This window comes from Micromonospora salmantinae, from assembly GCF_022230905.1.
GTDB classification, from domain to species: Bacteria; Actinomycetota; Actinomycetes; order Mycobacteriales; family Micromonosporaceae; genus Micromonospora; species Micromonospora salmantinae.
The window spans coordinates 76,337-100,152 of the sequence record NZ_JAKKFG010000001.1; the positions used below are offsets into that span (position 1 = coordinate 76,337).

Annotated in this window: 21 protein-coding genes and 2 pseudogenes; 10 read left to right on the top strand and 13 right to left on the bottom strand. The window is 70.9% G+C overall.

Going from position 1 to position 23,816, the window contains the following annotated elements; genetic code table 11:
• Positions 1–6: 6 nt before the first annotated feature.
• The 6 genes and pseudogenes from PSH03_RS00365 to PSH03_RS33175 all read right to left on the bottom strand — a co-directional run.
• Positions 7–621, bottom strand: coding sequence for a DciA family protein (locus PSH03_RS00365; RefSeq protein WP_210782101.1), 615 nt, complete (start codon positions 619–621; stop codon positions 7–9).
• Entirely contained in the window at positions 611–1,744 is a 1,134-nt protein-coding gene (gene recF, locus PSH03_RS00370) for a DNA replication/repair protein RecF (RefSeq protein WP_210782099.1), read from the bottom strand. The genes PSH03_RS00365 and recF overlap by 11 nt, the downstream gene beginning before the upstream one ends.
• Positions 1,745–1,760: 16 nt before the next feature.
• Positions 1,761–2,633, bottom strand: coding sequence for a phosphogluconate dehydrogenase (NAD(+)-dependent, decarboxylating) (gene gnd / locus PSH03_RS00375; RefSeq protein WP_091396544.1), 873 nt, complete (start codon positions 2,631–2,633; stop codon positions 1,761–1,763).
• Positions 2,634–2,673: 40 nt separating this feature from the next.
• Positions 2,674–3,807, bottom strand: a complete 1,134-nt coding sequence (gene dnaN / locus PSH03_RS00380; protein WP_210782097.1) for a DNA polymerase III subunit beta — start codon at positions 3,805–3,807, stop codon at positions 2,674–2,676.
• Between the two features lie 775 nt (positions 3,808–4,582).
• Positions 4,583–5,905 (bottom strand): annotated as a pseudogene (dnaA, locus tag PSH03_RS00385) (chromosomal replication initiator protein DnaA); the annotation flags it as partial.
• A 167-nt stretch (positions 5,906–6,072) separates the two neighbouring features.
• Positions 6,073–6,397: pseudogene (locus tag PSH03_RS33175) on the bottom strand (chromosomal replication initiator protein DnaA); the annotation flags it as partial.
• Positions 6,398–7,023: 626 nt separating this feature from the next.
• On the opposite strand from PSH03_RS33175, the gene rpmH reads away from it, so the two are divergent.
• From rpmH to PSH03_RS00430, 9 genes are all read left to right on the top strand, one after another.
• Positions 7,024–7,161, top strand: coding sequence for a 50S ribosomal protein L34 (gene rpmH / locus PSH03_RS00390; RefSeq protein WP_007453904.1), 138 nt, complete (start codon positions 7,024–7,026; stop codon positions 7,159–7,161).
• 34 nt (positions 7,162–7,195) lie between these two features.
• On the top strand, positions 7,196–7,612 hold the full coding sequence (rnpA, locus tag PSH03_RS00395) for a ribonuclease P protein component (RefSeq protein WP_238687919.1): 417 nt from the start codon (positions 7,196–7,198) through the stop codon (positions 7,610–7,612).
• On the top strand, positions 7,609–7,905 hold the full coding sequence (yidD, locus tag PSH03_RS00400) for a membrane protein insertion efficiency factor YidD (protein WP_091396555.1): 297 nt from the start codon (positions 7,609–7,611) through the stop codon (positions 7,903–7,905). Before rnpA ends, yidD begins: the two co-directional genes overlap by 4 nt.
• 2 nt (positions 7,906–7,907) lie before the next feature.
• Entirely contained in the window at positions 7,908–8,897 is a 990-nt protein-coding gene (yidC, locus tag PSH03_RS00405; RefSeq protein WP_210782192.1) for a membrane protein insertase YidC, read from the top strand.
• A 212-nt stretch (positions 8,898–9,109) separates the two neighbouring features.
• Positions 9,110–9,727, top strand: coding sequence for a Jag family protein (locus tag PSH03_RS00410; protein ID WP_210782093.1), 618 nt, complete (start codon positions 9,110–9,112; stop codon positions 9,725–9,727).
• A gap of 4 nt (positions 9,728–9,731) precedes the next feature.
• Entirely contained in the window at positions 9,732–10,586 is an 855-nt protein-coding gene (rsmG, locus tag PSH03_RS00415; RefSeq protein WP_238687920.1) for a 16S rRNA (guanine(527)-N(7))-methyltransferase RsmG, read from the top strand.
• Between the two features lie 256 nt (positions 10,587–10,842).
• On the top strand, positions 10,843–12,168 hold the full coding sequence (locus tag PSH03_RS00420; protein ID WP_308194338.1) for a ParA family protein: 1,326 nt from the start codon (positions 10,843–10,845) through the stop codon (positions 12,166–12,168).
• A 27-nt stretch (positions 12,169–12,195) separates the two neighbouring features.
• Entirely contained in the window at positions 12,196–13,212 is a 1,017-nt protein-coding gene (locus tag PSH03_RS00425) for a ParB/RepB/Spo0J family partition protein (protein WP_238687921.1), read from the top strand.
• 1,647 nt (positions 13,213–14,859) lie between these two features.
• Positions 14,860–15,855 carry a hypothetical protein gene (locus PSH03_RS00430; protein WP_238688003.1) on the top strand — a complete coding sequence of 332 codons (996 nt, stop codon included), beginning with the start codon at positions 14,860–14,862 and terminating at the stop codon, positions 15,853–15,855.
• Between the two features lie 90 nt (positions 15,856–15,945).
• On the opposite strand, the gene PSH03_RS00435 is transcribed toward PSH03_RS00430, so the two are convergent.
• On the bottom strand, positions 15,946–16,947 hold the full coding sequence (locus PSH03_RS00435; protein WP_210782087.1) for a D-alanine--D-alanine ligase family protein: 1,002 nt from the start codon (positions 16,945–16,947) through the stop codon (positions 15,946–15,948).
• Positions 16,948–16,954: 7 nt separating this feature from the next.
• Positions 16,955–18,268, bottom strand: coding sequence for an aminotransferase-like domain-containing protein (locus tag PSH03_RS00440; protein ID WP_196928948.1), 1,314 nt, complete (start codon positions 18,266–18,268; stop codon positions 16,955–16,957).
• A gap of 295 nt (positions 18,269–18,563) precedes the next feature.
• Between PSH03_RS00440 and PSH03_RS00445 the strand changes: the two genes are divergently transcribed.
• A complete protein-coding gene (locus tag PSH03_RS00445) occupies positions 18,564–19,229 on the top strand; it encodes a GNAT family N-acetyltransferase (RefSeq protein ID WP_091396576.1) in 666 nt (221 codons plus the stop codon).
• A 14-nt stretch (positions 19,230–19,243) separates the two neighbouring features.
• On the opposite strand, the gene PSH03_RS00450 is transcribed toward PSH03_RS00445, so the two are convergent.
• The 5 genes from PSH03_RS00450 to sigM all read right to left on the bottom strand — a co-directional run bounded on the left by PSH03_RS00450 (position 19,244) and on the right by sigM (position 23,780).
• Entirely contained in the window at positions 19,244–20,407 is a 1,164-nt protein-coding gene (locus PSH03_RS00450) for an N-acetylmuramoyl-L-alanine amidase (RefSeq protein WP_210782083.1), read from the bottom strand.
• Positions 20,408–20,567: 160 nt separating this feature from the next.
• A complete protein-coding gene (gene trxA, locus PSH03_RS00455; RefSeq protein WP_030331849.1) occupies positions 20,568–20,891 on the bottom strand; it encodes a thioredoxin in 324 nt (107 codons plus the stop codon).
• A gap of 31 nt (positions 20,892–20,922) precedes the next feature.
• Positions 20,923–21,873, bottom strand: coding sequence for a thioredoxin-disulfide reductase (gene trxB / locus PSH03_RS00460; RefSeq protein ID WP_091396582.1), 951 nt, complete (start codon positions 21,871–21,873; stop codon positions 20,923–20,925).
• Between the two features lie 183 nt (positions 21,874–22,056).
• Positions 22,057–23,073 (bottom strand): RsmA family anti-sigma factor, encoded by a 1,017-nt coding sequence (locus PSH03_RS00465; RefSeq protein ID WP_238687922.1) that lies wholly within the window; start codon positions 23,071–23,073, stop codon positions 22,057–22,059.
• Positions 23,070–23,780 carry an RNA polymerase sigma factor SigM gene (gene sigM, locus PSH03_RS00470; protein ID WP_238687923.1) on the bottom strand — a complete coding sequence of 237 codons (711 nt, stop codon included), beginning with the start codon at positions 23,778–23,780 and terminating at the stop codon, positions 23,070–23,072. The genes PSH03_RS00465 and sigM overlap by 4 nt, the downstream gene beginning before the upstream one ends.
• Positions 23,781–23,816 lie beyond the last annotated feature (36 nt).

A 23,816-nucleotide genomic window follows, 5' to 3' on the forward strand; every position in this document is an offset into this window, starting at 1 on the left:
GTCGGCTCAGCCGTACGTGTCGCGCGGACCCCGGCCGCGTACCCGGCGCGGGCCCTTCCCCCAGGAGGGCGCGGCCGGGCCGTGAATGTGCAGCTTGCGCACCACGTTGTGCCCGACCTCGCTGGCGATCTGCTTGAGCAGCGAGCCGGCGAGCAGCCGCAGCTGGGTGGCCCAGGCGGTCGAGCGCGCCTCCACTGTCAGCTCGCCGTTCTCCAACTTCACCGGGCGACTGTTCTGCGCGACCTCCGCGCCGACGACCCGCTCCCAGGCGCCGAACACGGTGGCCTCGGCCGCCGGCTGCTGCCAGCCGCGCGCCTTCACCAGCCGGTTCAGCACGGCGCTGAGCGGCTGCGGATCGCGCGGGTCGGGGCCGGGGCCGGAGTAACCGCGCAACCGCCGCCCCGAACCGCCGGCAGCGTCGCCGCCGCCGCCGGGGGTACGCCGGGCGCGGGCCGCCGCCTGCCGTCGGGACAGCGCCGCGTCGAGCACCGCCCGGGCCAGCTCCGGCCCGCTGGCGGCCGCCGCCGACTCACCGCCCGCCGATCCCTCCGCCGCCTTCGGGGTACGCGCAGCCGGGGTGTCGCCAGCCGCTGGCCGATCGGTGCCTGGCTTATCCGACACGGCGTACCGTCCCTTCGCCGACCTGGTAGCGGGTGCCGCGCAGGGCGGCCGGCACGTCCTCGTCCACGGCGCAGGTGACCAGCAGCTGACTCGCCCCGCCGACCAGCTCCGCCAACCGCTCCCGGCGGCCGGTGTCCAACTCCGCGAAGACGTCGTCGAGCACCAGCACCGGCTCGATGCCGTCGGAGCGCAACAGGTCGTACCCGGCCAACCGCAACGCGAGGGCGAACGACCAGGACTCGCCGTGGCTGGCGTACCCCTTGGCTGGCAGTGGGCCGAGGCTCAGCGCCAACTCGTCGCGGTGCGGGCCGACCAGGGTGGTGCCCCGCTCGATCTCGGCGGAGCGGGACGCGGCCAGGGCCGCCGTCAACGCCTCGGCCAGCGCGGCCCGGTCGGTGGTCGGCTCGGCCAGCTCGATCGACGGCCGGTAGGTGATGCTCGCCGCACCCCGACCGGCCGCCACCGCGTCGTACGCCTTCGCCACGTGCGGGGTGAGCGCGGCCACCAGCTCCAGGCGGCCGGCGAGCAGCTCCGCACCGTGCTGGGCCAGGTGGGTGTCCCAGACCGCGAGGGTGCCGAGGTCGCCACCCCTGGAGCCACCGGTCTTGCGGGCCAGGTATGCGGTGCGCAGCAGGGCGTTGCGCTGCTTGACGACCCGCTCGTAGTCGGCCCGCACGCCCGCGAACCGGGGCTGTCGGTTGACCAGCAGGTCGTCCAGGTAGCGGCGGCGCTCGGCCGGATCACCCCGGACCAGCTCAAGATCTTCCGGGGCGAAGAGCACCAGCCGAAGCGCCCCGAGCACGTCCCGGGCCCGCCGCGCCGGTGAGCGGCCCAGTCGGGCCCGGTTGGCCTTGCCGGGCACGATCTCCAGCTCAACCAGGAGCTCGCGGCCGTCGTGCACCACCGCGCAGCGGATCACCGCGGACGTGGCGCCCATCCGGACCAGAGGCGCGTCGGTGGCGACCCGGTGCGAGTCCAGGGTCGCCACGTAGCCCAGCGCCTCGACGAGGTTGGTCTTGCCGACGCCGTTGGCGCCGATCAGGACGTTCGCTCCCGGCTGGAGGTCGACGGCGACCCGCTCGTACGAGCGGAAGTCGACCAGTTCCAGCCGGTGAACGTACACAGGTTGTGGATACCGCTCAGCGCTTGTGGACGGCGTGGCCACCGAACTGCTGACGCAGCGCGGAGACGGCCTTCATGGCGGGCGAGTCGTCCTGCCGCGAGGCGAACCGGGCGAACAGCGAAGCGGTGATGACGTTCAGCGGCACCGCCAGCCGGACCGCCTCGTCGACCGTCCACCGGCCTTCGCCGGTGTCCTCCGTGTAGCCGCTCAGGTCGGCAAGCTCCGGGTCCTCGTCGAGCGCCCGGTCGAGCAGGTCGAGCAGCCAGGAACGGACGACGGTGCCCTCCCGCCAGGACTTGATGACGCCCGGCACGTTGGTCACCAGCTCCGAGGCGGCCATCAGCTCGTAGCCCTCGGCGTAGGCGTGCATCAGGCCGTACTCGATGCCGTTGTGCACCATCTTCGAGTAGTGCCCGGCACCGACGGGGCCGGCGTGCACGAAGCCGAACTCACCCTCCGGCTTGAGCGCGTTGAAGATCGGCATCAGGCGGTCCACGTGCTCCTGGGCGCCGCCGACCATCAGCCCGTAGCCGTTCTGCCGGCCCCAGACGCCACCGGAGACCCCGACGTCCATGTAGCCGATGCCCCGCTGGTTGAGCCGCTCCGCGCGGGGGGCGTCGTCGCTGAAGCGTGAGTTGCCGCCGTCGATGATGATGTCGCCCTCGCCGAGCACCTCGGCGAGCTCGTCGATCGTAGCGTCGGTGACACCGGCGGGCACCATGACCCAGACCGCGCGCGGCGACTCAAGCTTCTCTGCCAGGCCGGCGATGGTCGTGACGTCGCTGATCTGCGCGTTGTGGTCGAAGCCGACCACCTCGTGCCCGGCCGAACGCAACCGCTCCCGCATGTTGCCGCCCATACGGCCGAGTCCTACCAGGCCGAGCTGCATGTGTTTCTACCTCCGTGGATCTGGGTGTTGCTGGGCGCGATCAGCGCGAGACGCGGATCGGCATGATGAGGTACCGGTACCCCGGAATGACCTCGCCATCCTCGCCAGCGGGAGAGATCACCGCGGGCTTGAAGGCGTCGACGAACGAGAGCACGGCCGTCTGAGCGCCCAGGTTTGCCAGACCGTCGATGAGGTACTGCGGGTTGAAGCCGATGGTCAGCGGTTCACCGGTGAAGGTGGCCTCCATCGCCTCGCTGGCCCGCGCCTCCTCGGAACCGCCGGCCTCGACCACCAGGCCGTCGGCGCTGAAGCTGAGCAGCACCGGGGTGGTCCGTTCGGCGACCAGCGCGACCCGCTTGACCACCTCGATCAGCGTGCTGACCGGCACCCGGGCCGCGGCGTTGTGCGTGGCCGGGAAGAGCGACCGCACCGGCGGGTAGTTGGCGCCGTCGAGCAGCCGGCTGGTGGTACGTCGGGTGCCGCCGGCGAGGCCGACCATGCCCTCGCCCGCAGCGCCCTGGGCAAGGGCGAGGGTGACCTCGCCGCCCAGCGGGCCGAGGGCCTTGGCGGTGTCGTTCAGGGTGCGGGCGGGCACCAGGGCGTTGATGCTCACCTCGGGGTCGTCCGGCCGCCACTGGATCTCGCGCAGCGCCAACCGGTAACGGTCGGTGGCGAGCATCGACAGGGTGTCGCCAGACAGCTCGACGCGGACACCGGTCATCATCGGCAGCGTCTCGTCGCGACCGGCGGCGATGGCCACCTGGGCCACCGCGGTGGCGAACGCTGCGGCATCGACAGTGCCGGCGCTCTGCGGCATCTCCGGCAGCGCGGGGTAGTCCTCCACCGGCATGGTGGGCAGCGTGAACCGGGCGCTGCCACAGACCAACTCGAGATGCGCGCCGACCGCGGCGATGTCGACCGGCTTGGCCGGCAACGCCTTGGTGATCTCGGCGAGCAGGCGGCCGGAGACGAGCGCGGCGCCGTCGGCGTCGCCCTGCACCTCGACGGTCACCTGGCTGGAGACCTCGTAGTCGAACCCGGAGACCCGCAGGTTGCCGTCGGTGACGCGGAGCATCACCCCGGCGAGCACCGGTACGGATGGCCGGTTGGGCAGGCTCTTCGCGGTCCACGCCACAGCCTCGGCGAGCGCGTCGCGCTCCACTCGGAACTTCATCAATGCCTCCGCGTCGACGTCAGCGACAACTCTCTCATGCCGACCGCTGCCTACCGTCCCGCCCGACCGTGCGGGTACCCATCGCACCTTAGGGCGCGGGGACATCGGCTGTGCGCCCGACCCCATGGATCGTGTCGATGCTGACCGGCTGATCCGACAGCGTTCGGCCCGATCCACAGAAAGCCCAACGGTGATGATTGGTTTTTGTTCTCTTAGAAGAGATAACTCATCGTCTTCATCGCACCTGTGCAAACTGTGGAAAACCGAGGTCTGCGCAGGCCAGGCAGGTTATCCACCGGTGATTTAGCTGTGGAGAACCGGGGGTACAACCGGCCCGTGTGTCCACAGCCCGGCGACGACGGCCGGTTGTCCACCGTTGTCCACCGGTTGTCCACCGGTAATCCACCGACTTTCTCCCCAAGCCTGTGGATCGCGGGGAAGATCACCATTGCCGTCATCCCCAGAACCTTCAACAGCTCGTACACAGGTTGATGATGATCGGTGGATAACCTGACGGTCGTCCCCAGGCGTCCACAGCTTCGTACACAGGGTTTCTCCACAGCCTGTGGGTAACTGGCGGAGGACGGACCGTAGTTATCCACCGACGGTGGATAACGAGCTGTGGACAACGAGCGGGGATCGAGGCGGTCACGGCCTCAATGCTGTGGTCTCCACCATGTCGAGAGTCCAGCTCACGGACCAAAAGAACGCCCGACCGGAGATCCGGTCGGGCGTGTCCTGCGGCTGTGCGCCGCCGCGAGGGCCGTCGTACGCCTCAGCTGTTCTGTTTGATCCGGTTGGTCAGCTCGGCGATCTGGTTGTACAGCGAGCGGCGTTCCGCCATCTGCTGACGAATCTTGCGGTCGGCGTGCATCACAGTGGTGTGATCCCGGCCACCGAACGCCTGCCCGATCCGGGGCAGCGACAGCTCGGTCAACTCCCGACACAGGTACATGGCCACCTGGCGGGCGTTGACCAGCACCCGGGACCTGGACTGGCCACGCAGGTCCTCCAGGCTCACCCCGAAGTAGTCAGCGGTCGAGGCCATGATCTGGTCAGCGTTGATCTCCGGACCGGCGCCGTCGGGCATGAAGTCCCGAAGCACCTCCTCGGCCAGCGACAGCTCGACGGTCGACCGGGTCAGGCTGGCGAACGCGGTCACCCGGATCAGCGCGCCCTCCAGCTCCCGGATCGAGTTCGACACCCGGGAGGCGATGAACTCCAACACGTCCGGCGGGGCGTACATCCGCTCCTGCGCCGCCTTCTTCTGCAGGATCGCGATCCGGGTCTCCAGATCCGGCGGCTGGATGTCGGCCAGCAGCCCCCACTCGAACCGGGTTCGCATCCGGTCCTCGAGGGTCGCGAGCTGACGCGGCGACCGGTCGGACGTGATCACGATCTGCTTGTTGGCGTTGTGCAGCGTGTTGAAGGTGTGGAAGAACTCCTCCTGGGTGCGCTCGCGGTTCTCCAGGAACTGGATGTCGTCGATCAACAGGATGTCGACGTCGCGGTAGCGCCGCTGGAACGCGCTGGTCTTGTCGTCCCGGAGCGAGTTGATGAAGTCGTTCGTGAATTCCTCGGTCGAGACGTACCGGACCGAGCGGGCGTTGCCGAGTGTCGTGGCGTAGTGCCCGATGGCGTGCAACAGGTGCGTCTTGCCCAACCCGGAGTGCCCATAGATGAACAGCGGGTTGTACGCCTTGGCCGGCGACTCCGCCACCGCCACACTCGCCGCGTGGGCGAAGCGGTTGGACGAGCCGATGACGAACGTCTCAAACATGTACTTCGGGTTGAGCCGGTTTCCGCCGGTGTCGGCACCTGGCAACCGACGGTCGTCGCGGCCACCGGCCCGATGGTCCACCGCGCTGCGACCCGGGCCGCTGTCCGTACCGCTGTCCCGAGGCAGCGAACGGATCACGTGCTGGTCGCGTGGCGACGCCGAGTCGTCCCGGTAGCGGGGCTCGTAGGGCCGGGTGTCGGGGCCGGACGGGTCCAGGCGGGCAGCCTGCTCGTCGTAGCCACGCCGGTCCGGACCCGGTCGGGAGGGACGCAGGGGCTCCGCGAAGGCAGCGCTGAACAACGCCTCCTGCCCGTCCCTGCTGGCCGGAATCAACCCCGCGCGATGCCCCTCCACGGGCGGCGCTGGCGGCGGACCCGCCGGCGCTGGCGGCGGACCCGGCTCGGGCGACTGCTCAGGGATCATCGCGTCGGCAGACGGTCGACCGCCCTGGTCGTCGTCGAACGGCGCCATACCGGGGCCGTCGATGTCGAGCTGCCCGGTCTCCGGGGCGCTGCGGTAGACGGTGCCGGCCGGTCGGCCGCTGGCGTCCTCGGCCACCCGAACGGTGACCGCGACCTGAATCGGTCGGCCCAGCCGGCGGGTGAGCGCCTCGGTGATCGCCGGGCGCAGTCGTGACTCGATCACGTCACGGGTGAACGCGTCCGGAACGGAGAGCAGTGCGGTGTCCTCGACGATCGCTCGCAGCCGGGTCAGTCGGAGATAGGCACGCTGCTGGGCGGAGATGATCTCGTCGGCGAGCTCGTCGGTCGCCGCTAACCACACTGCGGCAAGGTCGGTCGTACCGGCCACCGTCGTGCCACCCCCTCGCTTCTGCTCCCGGCCGCCGCTGTCTGCCAGCCGGCCGTCCCGGGCCCGCCGCGTTCGCGGGTGGAACAACACCCACCCGGACGGTCGACCGGTGGTCATCCACAAGTTATCCACAGCCTGTGTATCGACCGATTGTGGCCGCCGCCGGACGCGGGTGGGACCTGCCCCCGCCTGAACGGGCGCTGAAGCGGGTTCACCGTGCCGAACGATTCACTGCCATGTCCGGTCTTGCCTGCGCGACGACCGGAGCTTCCGACGCTCACCGCAATCGGGCACGGTAACAGCGTTGTCCCTGCGCCATCAACCGGCGACGCGGCGGCGCCCTTGTCGGCATCAGCGAAAACCGCCCTTCGGCCTCGGGCGCGTCCCGTTGTCCCCTGCTCGGGGTGTTTGACGGTCATTGCCCCCCTGCGTAGGCTGGAACGGCTGCTTTCTCGCCCTCTGCTAGGGTGATGGGTGCTTGCTGTCCGCGGTCGCATCCCCGCAACACCGAAGTCCCCGCTCCGCCGGACAGCACCGATCGTGGGCCACCGTCGAGGTGGCCTGGACCACCACACGACCCCGGCGATCCCGTCGCGCGGGGCGCGTACGAAAACGGAGAGCCTGACGTGAGCAAGCGCACCTACCAGCCGAACAACCGCCGGCGCGCGAAGACCCACGGCTTCCGGCTGCGCATGCGCACCCGTGCCGGCCGTGCCATCCTGTCGAGCCGTCGCGCCAAGGGTCGCACCACCCTGTCGGCCTGAGCCGACCGGGCCGGTCCAGGGGACGTGGGCAGTCGTGCTGGCCGCCGCACAGCGACTGCGGCGCAGCACTGACTTCGCCGCAGCGGTTCGCGGTGGCCGACGCGCCGGACGTGGCGCCGTCGTGGTCCACCTGACCGTGCCGGCAACCGTCGACCCCAGCACATCGACCTCGCCGGAGCCGGTACGGGACAACAGTGCGGAGCAGTCGTCCGTGCCGTCCCGTGCCGGCTTCGTCGTGTCCAAGGCGGTCGGCAACGCGGTGACCCGTAACCGGGTCCGGCGCCGACTGCGGGCGCTGGTCCGGGAACGGTTGACCGACCTGCCCGACGGCAGCACCCTGGTCGTCCGGGCGCTCCCCGCCGCGGCGCAGGCGTCGTACCCTCGACTCGCCACCGACCTGGACGCCGCCATCGCGGTCGCCAGGTCGCCGCGCGAACGGCGGTCCCGATGAGCGGCACCGAGCAGAGCAGCCCACGGCCGTCGACAACCGGTGCCAAGGTGCTGATCGCGCCCATCATCGCGTACCGTCGGTGGATAAGTCCGGCACTGCCGGCTCGCTGTCGGTTCTACCCGTCGTGCAGTGCGTACGCCCAGGAGGCGGTCGTTCGGCATGGCGCGCTCCGGGGAGCCGTGCTGGCGGCCCGGCGGTTGTTGCGCTGCCACCCCTTTCACCCTGGTGGATATGACCCGGTGCCGGAGCCGGGCGGCCGCCGTCGTGCTGATGTGACTGGAGCCCCGAATTGAGTCTGAGTCTCGACTGGATCTACTACGCGATTTCGTGGATCCTGCTGACCTGGCACTCTGCCTGGGACGCCATCGGGGTGCCCGTCGGCGCGGTGATCGGCACCAACTTCGCCTGGATCCTGGCCATCATCTTCCTGGTGGTCACCGTCCGGGTCATCCTGTTCCCGGTCTTCGTCAAGCAGATCAAGTCGCAGCGGGCGATGCAGGCGCTCCAGCCCAAGGTCAAGGAGCTTCAGGAGAAGCACAAGGGTGACCGGGAGACGCTCCAGAAAGAAATGATGGAGCTCTACAAGAAGGAGAAGGCCAACCCGCTTATGGGTTGCCTTCCGATGTTCCTTCAGATCCCGGTCTTCCTGGGCCTCTTCCACGTGCTGCGCCGGCTCGACCCGGACAAGCAGAGCAAGACCCTCTACGGCTGGACCGCCGACCAGTTCCAGAGCGCCTCGCAGGCGAAGCTCTTCACCGCCCCGATCGCCGGCAAGTTCGGCTCCACTGCCGACGAGCTGGCCAGCCTCGGCGCCAACGGCAGCACCGTAAAGATCATTGCTGGTGTCCTGGTCCTGGTCATGATCGCCACCACCTACCTGACCAGCCGTCAGATGATCCTCAAGACCGGCTGGGCCGAGGACCCGCAGCAGCGGATGATCCAGCGACTGATGCTCTACGGCATCCCCGCGTCGCTGCTGATCTCCGGCGCGATCTTCCCGATCGGCGTCATCATCTACTGGGTCACCAACAACCTCTTCACCCTCGGCCAGCAGCAGTGGGTGCTGCGGAAGTTCCCGCCGCCGGTGACCGCCAAGAAGGCCGTCGCGCCCGCCGCCAGCCGTAACCCGGTGCAGCCTGCCAAGTCCGGTGGCCTGTTCGGTCGTGGCAAGACGGCCCCGCCGGCACCGGTCAAGGCGACCGCGCCCAAGGTGGCCGGGCCGAAGCCGGGCGCCAAGCCCGCAAACAACCCGAAGAAGAGCCGCCCCGCCAAGCGGCAGGGCTGACCTACGAGGGCCGCCGCCGGTGATCCGGCGGCGGCCCGTTCCGCACCGCGCAGCCGCCGTACGGCCGGCGCCGGGCGGAACCGACCGCGCACCGCGCGGCCACGGGCGACACTGCCCGTACAGACGTGCCTGTGGGCACCGGCAACCTCCAGCCGGCCCCGGGAAACCAGTCGGACCCGACGGTCCGGCCGAGCGAGTACGGAGATGAGACCGTGACCGAGACCAGCATCCCCCGCGCCGAGCAGTCCCTGGACGAGGAGGAGACCGCCACGCTCGCGGTGGACGGCGACGACACCGAAGCCGATGACACCGAGGCGGACGACGACACCGACACCGCCGCTGGCACCCGGGTGAAGAAGGCTGTGGGCGAGGGTGACCTGTTCCGGCAGAGCGAGATCGCCGCCGACTACGTCGAAGGACTGCTCGACATCCTCGACTACGACGGCGACATCGACGAGCTGGTCGCCGCCGGCCGTCCGATGGTCGAGGTGGTCGGCGAGCGGCTGCAGAATCTGGTCGGCCAGCGCGGGGCCACCCTGGAGGCCCTCCAGGAGCTGACCCGCCTTGCCGTCTTCCGGCAGACCGGTACGCCGAGCCGTCTGCTGCTCGACGTCGGTGGCTACCGGGCGAACCGCCGTAAGGAACTCGCCGCGGTCGCCAAGAACGCCGTCGAGAAGGTCAAGGAGTACGGCGAGCCGGTCCGCCTGGACGCGATGTCCGCGTTCGAGCGCAAGTGCGTGCACGACGTCGTGAACGCCATGTCCGGCGTGGCGAGCGAGTCCGAGGGTGTGGAGCCGAACCGGCGCATCGTCGTACGGCCGGCGGACTGACCGGGTGACCCACGACGACATCACGGCCGACGCCGTGTCCGGCCCGGGCGGCACGCCGCCCGGGCCGTCCGCTGTCCGCCCCGCCACCGTCGACGCCGATGCCGAATCGACCGGGCGGGACACCTCCCCGTCACCGGCCGACGCGGCGTTGCCGCCCGAGCTGGCCCCGGCCGCGCTGACCCTCTTCGGTGACCGCCTCGACCTGGCCGCCGCGTACGCCGAACTGCTGGCCACCGACGGGGTGGTCCGCGGCCTGATCGGCCCCCGGGAGGCACCCCGGATCTGGGATCGGCACCTGCTCAACTGCGCCGCGGTCGCCGAGCGGATCCCGTCCGGCGCGACCGTGCTCGACGTCGGCTCCGGCGCCGGTCTGCCGGGTCTCGTCCTGGCCATCGCCCGCCCCGACCTCACTGTCACCCTGATCGAGCCGCTGGCCCGGCGGACGTCGTTCCTGATCGAGGTCGTCGAGCGACTCGGTCTGGCCAAGTCGGTGCGGGTGTTCCGTGGCCGGGCCGACGAGGCGGCCAGCGGGTCGAGTGGCCGGGAGCCGATCAGCGGAGACGTGGTGACCGCGCGCGCGGTCGCACCCCTGGATCGGCTCGCGGGCTGGAGCCTTCCCCTGGCGGTTCGCGGCGGTCGGCTGCTGGCGCTCAAGGGCTCGTCCGCCGCCGCCGAGATCGAGGAGCACGCCGAGGTGGTGGCGCGACTTGGCGGCGGGGAGCCGACCGTGCAGCTGTGCGGCGTCGGGGTGATCGACCCGCCCACCACGGTTGTGGAGATCGTGCGCGAGCGGATGGTCGGCCCGGCCCGCCCGGCGACCAAGAAACGCGCCCGGGGTGGACGCTCCCGCCGAGGTTGACACTTCGCGCCATCGGGCTTCCGGCCGGTGGGTTGCCTCGTTGTACCGGTACGGATGGACGAGGGGATGAGAACCCGACGTGGACCGGCCGCGCCCGTCCGCCGTAGGCTGACCGCGCGTCGATAGTGTGGAGCGGGTGACGGACGTCGCGGGTTTCCGACCGCTCCCGCGGGCCGTACGCTCCGGGTTGCGGGCGAGGATGCGGCCAAGTTGACCGGGGCGCGGACCGACCATCCGAAGCGGGCAGGGATGACAGGTGCATGACGACGGCAGGTACGACGATCCACGCGTGACCGGGTCGACCAGCGATCCCGTTTCACGTGAAACCGACTACCCGAGCTGGTCGCCCGGCGAGACCGGGCCATCGACCCGACCTAACGACGGCGATCCGCCGGCAGCGCTCGACCCGTCGTCGGGTGCCGGGCGGCCGGAGGGCTCGGCCATTCCGGAGCCGGCGAGTGGTCGTCGGACGCCGGAGGCGTCGAGTCGACCGATCAACGCCGCCGAGGTGCGGTCGACCTCAGGTCGCCGTAACACCGCCGCGGCGGTTCGCTTCGAGCCGGCCGTCCCACACCAACCCACTGCGGCGGCCGTTCGGGACGCCGCGCCGGTGGCCGCCGACGCACCTGTCGCTTCGACCGAGTCGTTGGCCGCCATGGCGGCCGATCCCACGTACGTTTCACGTGAAACCCCGACGCGCGAAGAGGATGACCCACCGTTGGCTATGGAGGCGATGCGCGCCGTGCAGATCCTGAATCCCAGTGGCGAGGTGACCATGCCTCGGCCGGACCGGACCCGGGTCATGTGCGTCGCCAACCAGAAGGGTGGGGTGGGTAAGACCACCACCACCGTCAACCTTGCGGTGGCGCTCGCCCTGCACGGCAACCGGGTGCTCGTGGTCGACCTCGACCCGCAGGGCAACGCCTCGACCGGGCTCAACGTCCCACACCACACCGGAATCCCCGACGTGTACGACTGCCTGATCAACAGCATGCCGCTGGCCGAGGTGGCGCAGGCGGTCGAGGGCATCCCCAACCTCTGGTGCGTTCCCGCGACCATCGACCTGGCCGGTGCGGAGATCGAGCTCGTGTCGGTGGTGGCCCGGGAGTCGCGCCTGGATCGGGCGATCGCCGCCTACCCGGGCGAGTTCGACTACGTCTTCATCGACTGCCCGCCCTCGCTCGGCCTGCTCACGGTCAACGCTCTGGTTGCCGCGCAGGAGGTGCTGATCCCGATCCAGTGCGAGTACTACGCGCTGGAAGGGCTCAACCAGCTGATCAACAACATCAACCTGGTACGCCAGCACCTCAATCCGAAGCTCGATGTCTCCACCATCCTGCTGACCATGTACGACCGTCGCACCCGGTTGGCCGACGCCGTCGAGCAGGACGTCCGGAACCACTTCGGCGACAAGGTTCTCCAGGCGGTCATCCCCCGCAACGTCCGGGTCTCCGAGGCACCGAGCTACGGCCAGTCGGTGATGACCTACGATCCCGGTTCGCGGGGCGCCACGAGTTACTTCGAGGCCGCCCAGGAGATCGCCGAGCGCGGCGTCAAGGAGCCGGTGGGCCGGAATGCGTAGTGCGGACGAGTCGCTGGGAGGCGTGGCATGAAGAACCGTCCTCGGGGCGGTCTGGGTAGGGGCCTGGGGGCGCTGATCCCGACCGGGCCGGCGCCGGCTGCCGCTGGCACCGCGACGGCAGATCCGGAGAACGAGCACCTGGACGACGCCGGCACCGTCGCCGTCGCCGCGGTGCCGGCCGGAGCGCCGGTCCGCGAGCCGGAACCCGTGCTGAGCCCGGTGCCCGGTGCTCGATTCGCCGAGATCCCGGTCGACGCGATCATGCCCAACCCGAAGCAGCCCCGCCAGGTCTTCGATGAGGAAGCGCTGGAGGAGCTGAAGACCTCGATCCAGGAGGTCGGCTTCCTCCAGCCCATCGTCGTTCGGCAGCTCGACGACGAGAAGTACGAACTGGTGATGGGCGAGCGGCGCTGGCGGGCCGCCCAGGCGGTGGGGCGGGAGAGCATCCCGGCGATCGTCCGGGACACCCGTGACGACGCGATGCTCCGCGACGCCCTGCTCGAGAACATTCACCGGGCGAACCTGAACCCACTGGAAGAGGCCGCCGCCTACCAGCAACTGCTGGAGGAGTTCGGGGCCACCCACGAGGAGTTGGCCCGCCGGATCGGCCGGAGTCGCCCGCAGATCTCCAACACCATCCGACTGCTGAACCTGCCCGCCCAGGTGCAGCGCCGGGTAGCCGCCGGCATCCTGTCGGCGGGGCACGCCCGAGCCCTGCTGAGCCTCGACGAGGCGGAGGCTCAGGAACAGCTGGCCCTGCGGATCGTGGCCGAGGGACTGTCGGTTCGGGCGACCGAGGAGATCGTGGCCTTGGCCCTCAACGACGGGCCGGCGAAGGGTCAGGCCGCGAAGCGGCGGCCCAAGGCGCACGCGCCGGCCCTGACCGATCTCGCCGATCGGCTGTCCGACCGGTTCGACACCCGCGTAAAGGTGGACATCGGCCGGAGCAAGGGCAAGATCACGATCGAGTTCGCCACGGTGGACGACCTTGAGCGGATCGTCGGGATCATCGGTGTGCAACAGGAGGAGGGCGGGGAGGACTGACCCCGCCCGTCGCGCCTACGGCCGCGCTACCCGAACGGGGGCGCGGCCGTTCTGCATCCCGGGGTCGTCGCGGTTTCACGTGAAACAGACGGCGGACCTGATCCCGAGATCGGCCCGTGGGCCGGCGTCATCCCTGGTTCGCCCCCAGCCAGCCCGGGGTCCCCCTCTGGCCGCAGGAGAAGTCGGCGGGAGTGATGGACGGATGTGGTCGGTCGGTCGCGCTGGCCCGCACGTTCGAAAGCACAATCCGCTCGCGGCTCGCGGCTCGCGGCTCGCGGGTTCCGGCTCCCGCCTTGCGTGGCGGGCGATGGGCGGGGCGGTGGGCGACGAGCCTGGCGTCGCGGGCGGATAGTGGCGGAGCGGATGCAGCGGCGAGCGGCCGGGCACGGTGGCGGGCGACTTGGCGGCGGCCGCTGGGGTGAGTGCGGGCGCTGATGGATCCTCTACGCGCGTCGCAGGAGGCTTCGGGATGGTCCAGTCAACCCGAACCACCCCATGCGCCGATCAAAGCGCCAGCGAGCCGCTCAGTGGCGCGAAACGACATCTCCGTTGTCATCGCACCTCGGCCGAGGCTCCCGACTGCGGTCAATCTGCGGGAGCAGCCTCGCAGCGAACTTGGCGGGAGTCCGCCGAGCCACCAGACCGCGGCACCGCCGGACCACCAGGCCGCCGGACCGCCGGACCACCAGGCCGCCGGACCGGCGGACCGCCGGACCGCCGGACCGCCGGACCGCACGAACTTGGTGTACGAGCGGTAGCCAGCGCAAGCCTGGCCCCGGACCGCAGGATCGCCCTTCGCTGCCCGGCGCGCGGTTTCACGTGAAACCGCGACAGCGACGCGCTGGCACCGATCGAAACCCTGGGGTCGACGGTCAAGCGAGTCGCCTCCCCGTCTCCGACTCTCGACGTCAGTGCTGCGGTTCGGCCTCTCCGTCCGTCGGCGTCCGGAGCATCATCCGGGGCATCCGGGCCGGGCGGGCCGAGGTCTGCTGACGCGGTCCGAGAACACGGGCCGAGCCGTCACCGCCGACGCGTGCCAACGAGCCAGCGGGCGGTCGTCGGCGGCTGAGCACCGCGCCGGCGGTGGCATGTGGCGCCGATCGGAGCCCGCCCGTCCGATGTCGTCTCCAGTGGGCCGTCGAACCCGCCGATTTGGCGGTTCGCGGACAACGACCGACTGGCCAAAAAGTTATCCACACCGGTTGTCCACAGGCACCCCCCGTTTCACGTGAAACAGCGCGTGGGAGCGGGTGTGAGCCTGTGGATGACGGCCTGTGTTCAGGATCTCGGCAGCCTGTGGATATCGCCTCTCGATGCCTGCGCGACCACGCGCACCCGGCCGACGGCGGGTGCCGATCCGGTGGCCCGGGACCGCTCGAACAGGTAGGGACAGCGGTGCCAGACTCGGTTAGGGTCAGCGTCGTGCACGACAACCCTCCCTCAGTCCCGGACTTCACCCAGTGGCCGTCATTTCCCTTCGAGGGTGACCTCCACGTGAAGCAACTCGATGATCCGGTCCCGGTCGAACCGCCCCGGAAGGGCGAGGGTCTCCGGGAATGCACCGCCTGCAACGCACCCGACGACGCCTACATCTGGGTGGGCGAGCGGTGGCGGGTCCGCGCCATGGACCGGCCCACCGGGTTGCCCATGGTGCTCATCCTGGAATCGCGCACCCACCTCGACCTCGGCGACCTGCCGAACCTTCTGGCCGCCGAGCTGGGGGTGATGACCGTACGTCTGGAGCGGGCCATCCGGTCGCTCGACGGCGTGGCACGGGTGCACGTCAATCGCTGGGGCGACGGCTCGGCCCATCTGCACATGTGGTTCCTCGCCCGTCCGTACGGCCGCCTTCAACTGCGGGGCACGTTCCTGTCCCTGTGGGACTCGATCCTGCCGCCGATCTCCGAGGCACAGTGGCGGGAAAATCTGGCGCTCGTCGCGGCCTGGCTCGCCGAGTTCGGTGGCCGCCCGCTCGCCGAGCCGCCCCGCATCCAGTGGCAGGCGCCGTCCAGTCTGCTTGCCCAGTCCGCTGCCGCGGATGCCGCTGCCGCAGCGGAGGCCGCTTCAGCGGCAGCAGCCGGGACGGAGGTGGTCTCGGTCATCGAGGCGGCAGAGGAGATCCCGGAACCGGCGTCGGACTCCACTCCTGATCCGAGCGACGCCGACGGCGGACCCCGGGCCGAACCGGCCGGGGACCCGGACGCCGATGCCGGCTCGACGGCGACCACCGTCACCGACCGCCCGACTGAACCCGCCCGGTCGGCCACGGTCAGCGGTCCGGCGGCTGAACCCGCTCGGACGGCATCCAATACCAATCTGCCCGGCACCCCGGCCGCCGGCACCCGGGACTCCACCGCCGCAGCATCGGGCAGCGCAGCATCCGGCAGCGCAGCCACGACGGCCACCGACAGACCTCACGTCGTCGGCTCGGCGGAGAAGCCCACCGGCGGGCCCCACGTCGGCCCGGCGAGCGGAAGCGCCGACGAGGCTGATTCCGCCAACCCAGCCGCGTACGACCCGGCCACCGGGGACGCCTCCGGAGAGGCAATCAGCAGGACCGCCCCCGAGAAGCGCGCCGGCACTCCGGGCGCGGTCGCGCGCACCAACGGCAGCGACACACCCGACATACGCGCGACCCACTGATCTGGAACCGACCGTGAGGTTGACCCCGACAGGCCAACCTCATGGTCGTCCGGCGGGTGGTCCGCTCGGTCGAACGGGTTGGCGGGTAGGTCAGTGCCTGGTGAGGCGGGCGGCTGCTCGGGCGACCAGGGTGCCGAGGAGTCGGCCGAAGTCCAGCCCGGCCGCCTGCACGGCGAGCGGGAGCAGTGACGTCTCCGTCATCCCTGGCGAGACGTTGACCTCCAGCACGTGCGGCTGGCCGGCTGCGTCCACGATCACGTCGACGCGGGAGAGATCCCGTAGACCGAGCGCGGTGTGCGCGGCGAGGGCCACGTCAGCGACCGTGGCAGCCACCTCCGGGTCCAGCCGGGCGGGGGCGTGCCAGGTGGTCCGCCCTGCTGTGTAACGGGCGGCGTAGTCGTACACGCCGTTGCGCGGCACGATCTCCACCGGCGGCAGCGCCTGCGGGCCGTCGCCGAGGTCGACGACGGAGACCGCCACATCCATCCCCGGCACGTACCGCTCCACGAGCGCCGTGGAGTAGTACGCGAAGCAGCCGACCATCGCGGCGGGCAGCGCGGCGGCGTCCCGGACCACAGCCCCGCCCAGCCCGGACCCGCCCTGCGCCGGCTTCACCATCAGGGGTACGCCCAGACGGTCGACGATCCGGTCCAGGACGGCGACCGCGCCGAGCTCGGAGAAACGATCGTGCGGGAGCGCCACCCAGTCGGGGGTGGGGATGCCGGCCTCGCGGAGCACCGCTTTGGCCGAGGGCTTGTCCCAGGCGACCCGGGAGGCCCGAGCGTCGCAGCCGACGTACGGGACGTCGCACAGATCCAGCACCCCGCGCAGTGAGCCGTCCTCGCCGGTCGCGCCGTGCAGTGCGATCACCACCGCGTCCGGCGGGTCGGCCGCGAGCGACGGCAGCAGCGCCGCGTCCGCGTCGCGCAGCTCGGCCTCCACCCCGACGGCGCGCAGCGCGTCGAGCACCCGACGACCGGAGCGCAGCGACACGTCCCGTTCGTAGGAGAGCCCACCGGCGAGCACCACGACGCGCAGGTCGGCCGAGGCGGCGGAGTCGGTCACGAGGAGGTGCTCGGCGGTCGTAGCCATGCCGGCATCATGCCAAGTCGGGCCCGGGCACGTCGGAGCCGGCCCGGCCGCGTCGGCCGGCGGCACCACCCACGGCACCGAAGACCCGGCGCATGGCGATCTCCTGCTCCATCACACCGGCCAGCCGGCGGACGCCCTCGCGGATCCGTTCCGGCGGTGGGAAGCTGAAGTTGAGCCGCATGGCGTCGGTGCCGGTGCCGTCGGCGTAGAAGCCGGTGCCGGGAACGTAGGCGACCCGGGCGGCGACCGCTCGCGGCATCATGGCCTTCGAGTCGAGCCCGTCGGGCAGGCTGGCCCACACGAAGAGACCGCCGGCCGGGGTGGTCCAGCTGGTGCCCTCGGGCATCAGGTCGGCCATCGCGTCGAGCAGGGCGTCGCGGCGTTCCCGGTAGACCTCGCGATAGACCTTGAGCTGCTGCCGCCAGGGCATCGTGCTCAGGTAGGTGGCCACTGCGGCCTGGGCGAAACCGCTGGGGCAGAGGATCTGCGCCTCGCTGGCGATGACCAGTTTGTCGCGGACCGCGTGCGGCGCCAGGATCCAGCCGACCCGCAGCCCGGGGGCGAAGGTCTTGGAGAAGGTGCTGAGGTAGAAGACGCCGTCGCGGCGGCGGGCCCGCAGAGGAGCCGGGGCCTCACCCTCGAACCCCAGTTGGCCGTACGGGTCGTCCTCGACGACGAGCAGGCCGGCGCGCTCGCAGATGTCGAGCACTCGTTCCCGGCGCTCCTCGCTGAGCGTCACGCCGGTCGGGTTCTGGTAGGTGGGGATCGTGTAGAGGAACTTGACCCGCTGGCCCGCGCGGGCCAGGTCGGCGATGGCCGCCTCCAGCGCCTCCGGGATCAGCCCGTCCGCATCCATCGGTACGTGGACGACCTGCGCCTGGGCCGCCTGAAACACGCCGAGCGCACCGACGTACGTCGGCCCCTCGGCGAGCACCACGTCGCCCGGGTCGAGGAAGAGCCGGGCCACCAGGTCCAGTGCCTGTTGCCCGCCCACGGTGACCACGACGTCCTCGGGGGAAGCACCGCAGGCGGCGTCGATCCCGGAGAGCGACATCACCTCGCAGATCCGTTCGCGCAGCTCGAGGGTGCCCTGACCAATGCCGTACTGAAGGGTGGTCACGCCGTGCTCGGAGCCGAGCCGGCCGAGCATCTCGCCGACCGCGTCCAGCGGAAGGGCGGCGATGTAAGGTGCGCCACCGGCGAGCGAGACGACCTCCGGACGACTGGCCACCGCGAACAGTGCTCGGATCTCGGAGGCGGTCATCCCGCGTACCCGCCGGGCGTACCGGTCGGTGTAGTCGTCGAGTGTCGTGCCGGTCATGACCTCACCTCGATCGCTGCTCGAGTGGCTCCCGCCCCGGGTACCCCGCACACCGCTGACCATGGCGGCGGACACACCGATTGTCGATCCTAGTCCGCCGGAGTGGTGCTGCCGCCGTGCCGCAGCAGATCGACCACATGGCGGACCGTCCTCGGCGTCCCCCGTTGCGCTGGGCATTCGCGAGTCCCCTCCCGCATCTCCGATCGGCGGCGTACGATCGCTCGTCGGGGGCAGGAAGGCGGCGCTGTCGTTCCATGCCGGTCTCACCACCGAGCCTATTGTGGGGATGCGCCATATGTCGCGACGTCTGGTCAGCCTGACCCTCGACACGTTGGAAGACCTCCCGCGCCCGTGCCGGCAGTGCGTCTACTGGGAGCTCGATCCGGTCTCCGCGGACCGGGCCTGTGCCGCTGGCGATCCGGGCCTGGAGAAAGAGGCATGGGTCTCCCAGACGCTGCTGGAGTGGGGCTCCTGCGGCAAACTCGCGTACGTCGACGGCATGCCGGCCGGCTTCGTGATGTACGCCCCGCCCGCCTACGTGCCCCGTTCGATGGCGTTCCCGACCTCACCGGTCTCCGCGGACGCGGCACTGTTGATGACCGCCAACGTGGTAGCCGCGTTCTCCGGCGGCGGGTTGGGCCGGATGCTCGTGCAGGGTGTCGCCCGGGACCTGACCAAGCGTGGGATCAAGGCGATCGAGGCGTTCGGCGACGCCAAGTTCGGCGACGCGGACGACCCCGCCGGCGGTTGCGTGGCCCCGGTCGACTTCTTCCTCTCCGTGGGCTTCAAGACCGTACGTCCGCATCCGCGCTTCCCTCGGTTGCGTCTTGAGCTGCGTACGGCGCTGAGTTGGAAGTCCGACGTCGAGTACGCGCTGGAGAAGCTGCTCGGGTCGATGAGCCCGGAGACCCTGCTCCGGCCGGTCCGTCCGGCCCCGGCCACCCGCTCCACCAACGGCTGACGCCCGGCGTCGAATCAGTCCAGCACAGTGCCGGCGGTCACCACGGCACGCAGTTCGCTGACGTCGAGCGATCCGGTCGGGACGTCTCGTTCGATGGGGTAGTACATCCGCTGCACCGCGGCCACGATCGCCTCCACCACCCGGTCCCGGAACCGGGGGTCGACAAGGTGGGCGCGGTCCGTCGGCGAGGTGAGGTAGCCGACCTCGACCCGGACGGCGGGCATCCGCGTCAGTCGCAGCAACTCCCACGTCTTGGCGTGGGTACGGCAGTCCCGCAGCCCGGTGCGAGCGACGATCTCCCGCTGCACCAGACCGGCCAGGCGTTCACCGGTCGCCGAGGTCACCCCGTTGTCGGTGCCGTAGTGGTAGGTCGCGACGCCCTCCGCGTCCGGGTTGGCGTGGCCGTCCAGGTGCAGCGAGATGAACACGTCGGCGCCGAGCGAGTTGGCGAGCAGGGCCCGGTCGGTGTCCGGCAGGCAACTGTCTGGCGACGGGCCCCGGGTGAGCTGCACCCGCACCCCGGAGGCGGCGAGTCGCCCCTCCAGTCGGCTGGCCAGGTCGTGCACCAGGTCCGCCTCGGTCCAGCGCAGCGAGCCGTCCGGCACCACCATTCCGGGGTCGGTGCCGCCGTGCCCCGGGTCGATGACGACCGTCTTGCCGACCAACGCCGGCCCGGACTGCCGGATCGCGTCGGATTCGCGGAGCCACTGCGGGCGGCCACCGACCACCTTGCGGCCGATCCGGCGGAGCGCGTTCATTGTGTGTGGGCCGCAGGAGCCGTCCGGGGTGAGCCCGACCTCACGCTGGAACTGGGCCACCGCCCTCGACGTCCGGACACCGTAGATGGCGTCCGCGCGGCCCACGTCGTACCCCATCTCCAGCAGTCGCTCCTGTAGCGACCGGACGTCCTCGCCGGTGAGGGGCTCGGGGACCGCGTGGTAGAGCGTGCGGGCGCCGAGCCGCCAACGGGCGGCATCCAGGGCTCGCCAGGTCTCCGCGCCGACCCGGCCGTCCACACTGAGCCCGCGCGACTGCTGGAACGCGCGCACGGCCCGCTCGGTGTCGAGGTCGAACTCGTCGGTTTGCGGGCCGGCGGCGGCCAGCAGTTCGAGGCCGGTCAGGATGGTACGGATCTCCGTGACCGCGGGTCCCCGGTCACCGGGTCGGATCGGACGCACGCACGACCCCCTCTGCACGACGCTGGCTGGCCGGGCGGCCCAGGCTTGAGGCTATGCGTTCCGGGGCGGCGAGGAGGCTGGGGCCGAGAAATACGCCGACGAAGACACCGAACCCCGCACCCGGCGAGCGGGTACGGGGTTCGGTTGATGTTTCTGCTGGTCAGAGGGCCGACTCGATGAGCCGGACCAGCTCGCCCTTCGGCTTGGCACCGGCGATCGACTGCACCGGCTGGCCGTTCTTGAAGACGGTGAGCGTCGGCACCGACATCACACGGTAGGCCCGCGCGGTCTCCGGGTTCTCGTCGATGTTGAGCTTGACGATGGTGACCTGGTCACCCATCTCCCGGGCGATCTCCTCGAGCAGCGGCGACACCTTGCGGCAGGGCCCGCACCACTCCGCCCAGAAGTCCACCAGCACCGGCTTGTCGGCCTGCAGCACGTCAGCGACGAAGCTCTTGTCGGTGACCGCCTTGGTTGTTCCCACTATGCCCCTCCTCCGGGATGTGTTCCTTGTTTCAGCTGAGCGTCGCGATGAACCGCTCGGCGTCGAGCGCGGCGGCACAACCGGTGCCGGCCGCGGTGATCGCCTGACGGTAGGTGTGGTCGACCACGTCGCCGGCGGCGAAGACACCGGGCACGTTGGTGCGGGTGCTCGGGGCGTGGACCTTCACGTAGCCCTCGTCGTCCAGCTCGACCTGGCCCTGGAACAGCTCGCTGCGAGGGTCGTGACCGATGGCGACGAAGACGCCTGTCACGTCCATCACCTTGGTCTCGCCGGTGTGCACGTTGCGGACGCGTACCCCGGTGACCTTGCCGTCCTCGCCGAGGATCTCCTCGACGGTGCTGTTCCACTCGACCTTGATTTTCTCGTTGCTCAGCGCCCGGTCGGCCATGATCTTGCTGGCCCGGAACGAGTCGCGGCGGTGGATGATGGTCACCGACTCCGCGAAGCGGGTGAGGAAGGTGGCCTCCTCCATCGCGGAGTCGCCGCCGCCGACGACCACGATCTGCTGGTTGCGGAAGAAGAAGCCGTCACAGGTGGCACACGCGGAGACGCCGTGGCCCAGGAACTCCTGCTCACCGGGCACGCCCAGCGGACGCCAGGCCGAACCGGTGGAGAGGATGATGGATCGCGCCCGGTAGGCGGTCTCGCCAACCCAGACGGTGCTCACCGCGCCGGAGCCGGCGTCGCCGGTGTCCACCAGCTCGACGCGGGTCACGTCGTCGGTGAGGAACTCGGCGCCGAACCGCTCGGCCTGCTTGCGCATGTTGTCCATCAGCTCGGGGCCGAGGATGCCGTCGGCGAAGCCGGGAAAGTTTTCCACCTCGGTCGTGGTCATCAGCGCGCCACCGGACTGCACGCCCTCAATGATCAGCGGCTTCAGGTTGGCACGTGCGGCGTAGACCGCCGCTGTGTAGCCGGCCGGCCCGGAGCCGATGATGATCAGGTTGCGGACCTCGTCCACTGCCGTCTCCCGAGTTGTGTGTGTTCGGCGTCGGCGCGAGCACCGATGCTGATCCGAGTTGCCGACGCCTGGGTGGGGCCGGCAGCTGACTTCCAGAACGTCATCGTACGAACCGGGGATTCCCGAGCCGGGCATCCGGTGGGTCAGGTCACGTGGGGGGTCATCGTGCCATTGACCGTGGATTCACCCTACCCGCGCCGAATACCGGCTGTCCGAGCCGGACCCAGGCACTCCGCACTCCGGGCCACTCACCCAGGCCCACCGGGCGCCGGTCGCGTCGGTGAAGTGGATGACCAGCGCCTGATCGCCCTGGAACCGCGCGTAGTCGATCACCTCGACCACCAGTGGGGCCGATCCGTGCTCCGTCGCGACGCTGGCCAGACAGCCGGTCAGCGCGGCGTCGTCGGTAAGCCGGGCCAGCTGGTCCGACCCGTCGGGCGAGGGACGGCGCTCGCCCTCGGCATCCACCTCCGGCTGCTCGCCCGGGCTGTTGCCGGTCGCCCGACTGGCAGCCGGTTTGCCCGGGGCGTCGGTGCCGTAGGCGTTGCCGAGGGTCTGCGGGGTGTAGTTCGTACCGCTGCGCAGTGCAGGCCCGGTGGTGCGTGCCGTCCCGGGCCCCGCGACGCCCTCCGGCGCGCTGGCCGGCCGGTTCATGGCGGTGGTGTCACCGGAGTCGTTCGACGCCCGCATCGAGAGCTGGTTGAGGCCCAGCGCGACGGCGATGACGGCGATCGCGGCGGCGGCCACGGGTGCGCCACGGCGGGCCCGGCGGCGACGGCCCGGGCCGGTGGACGCCCAGCGCCCCGACCCGCCGGACGTGGGGGCAGGAGGCCGGCGACCGGCCCCGCCCTGCGCCGGTACGACCAACGGGGTCGCCGCGTCGCCGTCCCGATCGACGCTGGGCGCGCCGGCGGGTGCCTCCTCGGTCGAGGTGTCGGTCGTCGGCTCCGCCGAGGCCAACGCGGCCAGGAGGCGGTCGGTGATCGCCGACGGCATCTCCGGGGACGGCTCGGCCCAGCGGGTGAGGTCCGTCCGGACCTCGGTCACGGCGGGGGCCAGCAGCGCGTACGCCTCGGCCCAGGACGGGTCCGCCGAGACCAGTCGGGCGACCTCGTCCTGCTGCGGGGTGCCGTCCAACGCCCCGCCGAGGTAGTCAGCGAGGAGGTCGATGTCGACCTCCCGGAACCCCTCGGTCGTCACGTGTCCTCCTGGTTGGCGTCCCGCCGGTATCGACCTGACCCCGATCCGACGCCCTCCACCGGGCCGTGGTTCCCCGGCGTGACGCCGGGCACGCCCGTGATCGGGGCGGTGGGGTCCGGTCGGGCCGAAGGCGTCGCGACGGTGGCGGGGCGAAGATGCCCGAGCAGCACGGCCAGCCGCGCCCGACCCCGGGCGCACCGGCTCTTCACAGTGCCCTCGGCGACACCGAGGATGCGGGCGACCTCGGCAACCGGATAGCCCTGTACGTCGACCAGCACCAGCGCGGCGCGTTGCTCAAGGGGCAGCGCGGCGAGCGCCTCACGGACCACCAGCACTGTGTCGTGGTCCACTGTCGGTGCCGCCGGCTCGAGCCCGCCGGTGCCGTCGTCGGCCCGGTTGCCGTCCGGCAGCGGCACCGTGGGGTGCGCCTGCCGGCGTCGGATCCGGTCCAGGCAGGCGTTGACCACGATCCGGTGCAGCCAGGTGGTGACAGCGGAGTCGCCGCGGAAGCGGGCCGCCGCCCGATGCGCCGACAGCAGGGCGTCCTGGAGTGCGTCGGCTGCCTCCTCGCGGTCGCCGAGCGTCCGCAGGGCCACCGCCCACAACCGGTCCCGGTGCCGGTGGAACAGTTCGGTGAAGGCGTCCCGGTCTCCCGCGACGTGCGCGCGCAGCAGCTCCAGGTCTCTCGCGGCGGCGCGCTCGTCCATCACCGCGTCCAGTGCGTGCGGTGCCCGGATCGTGGG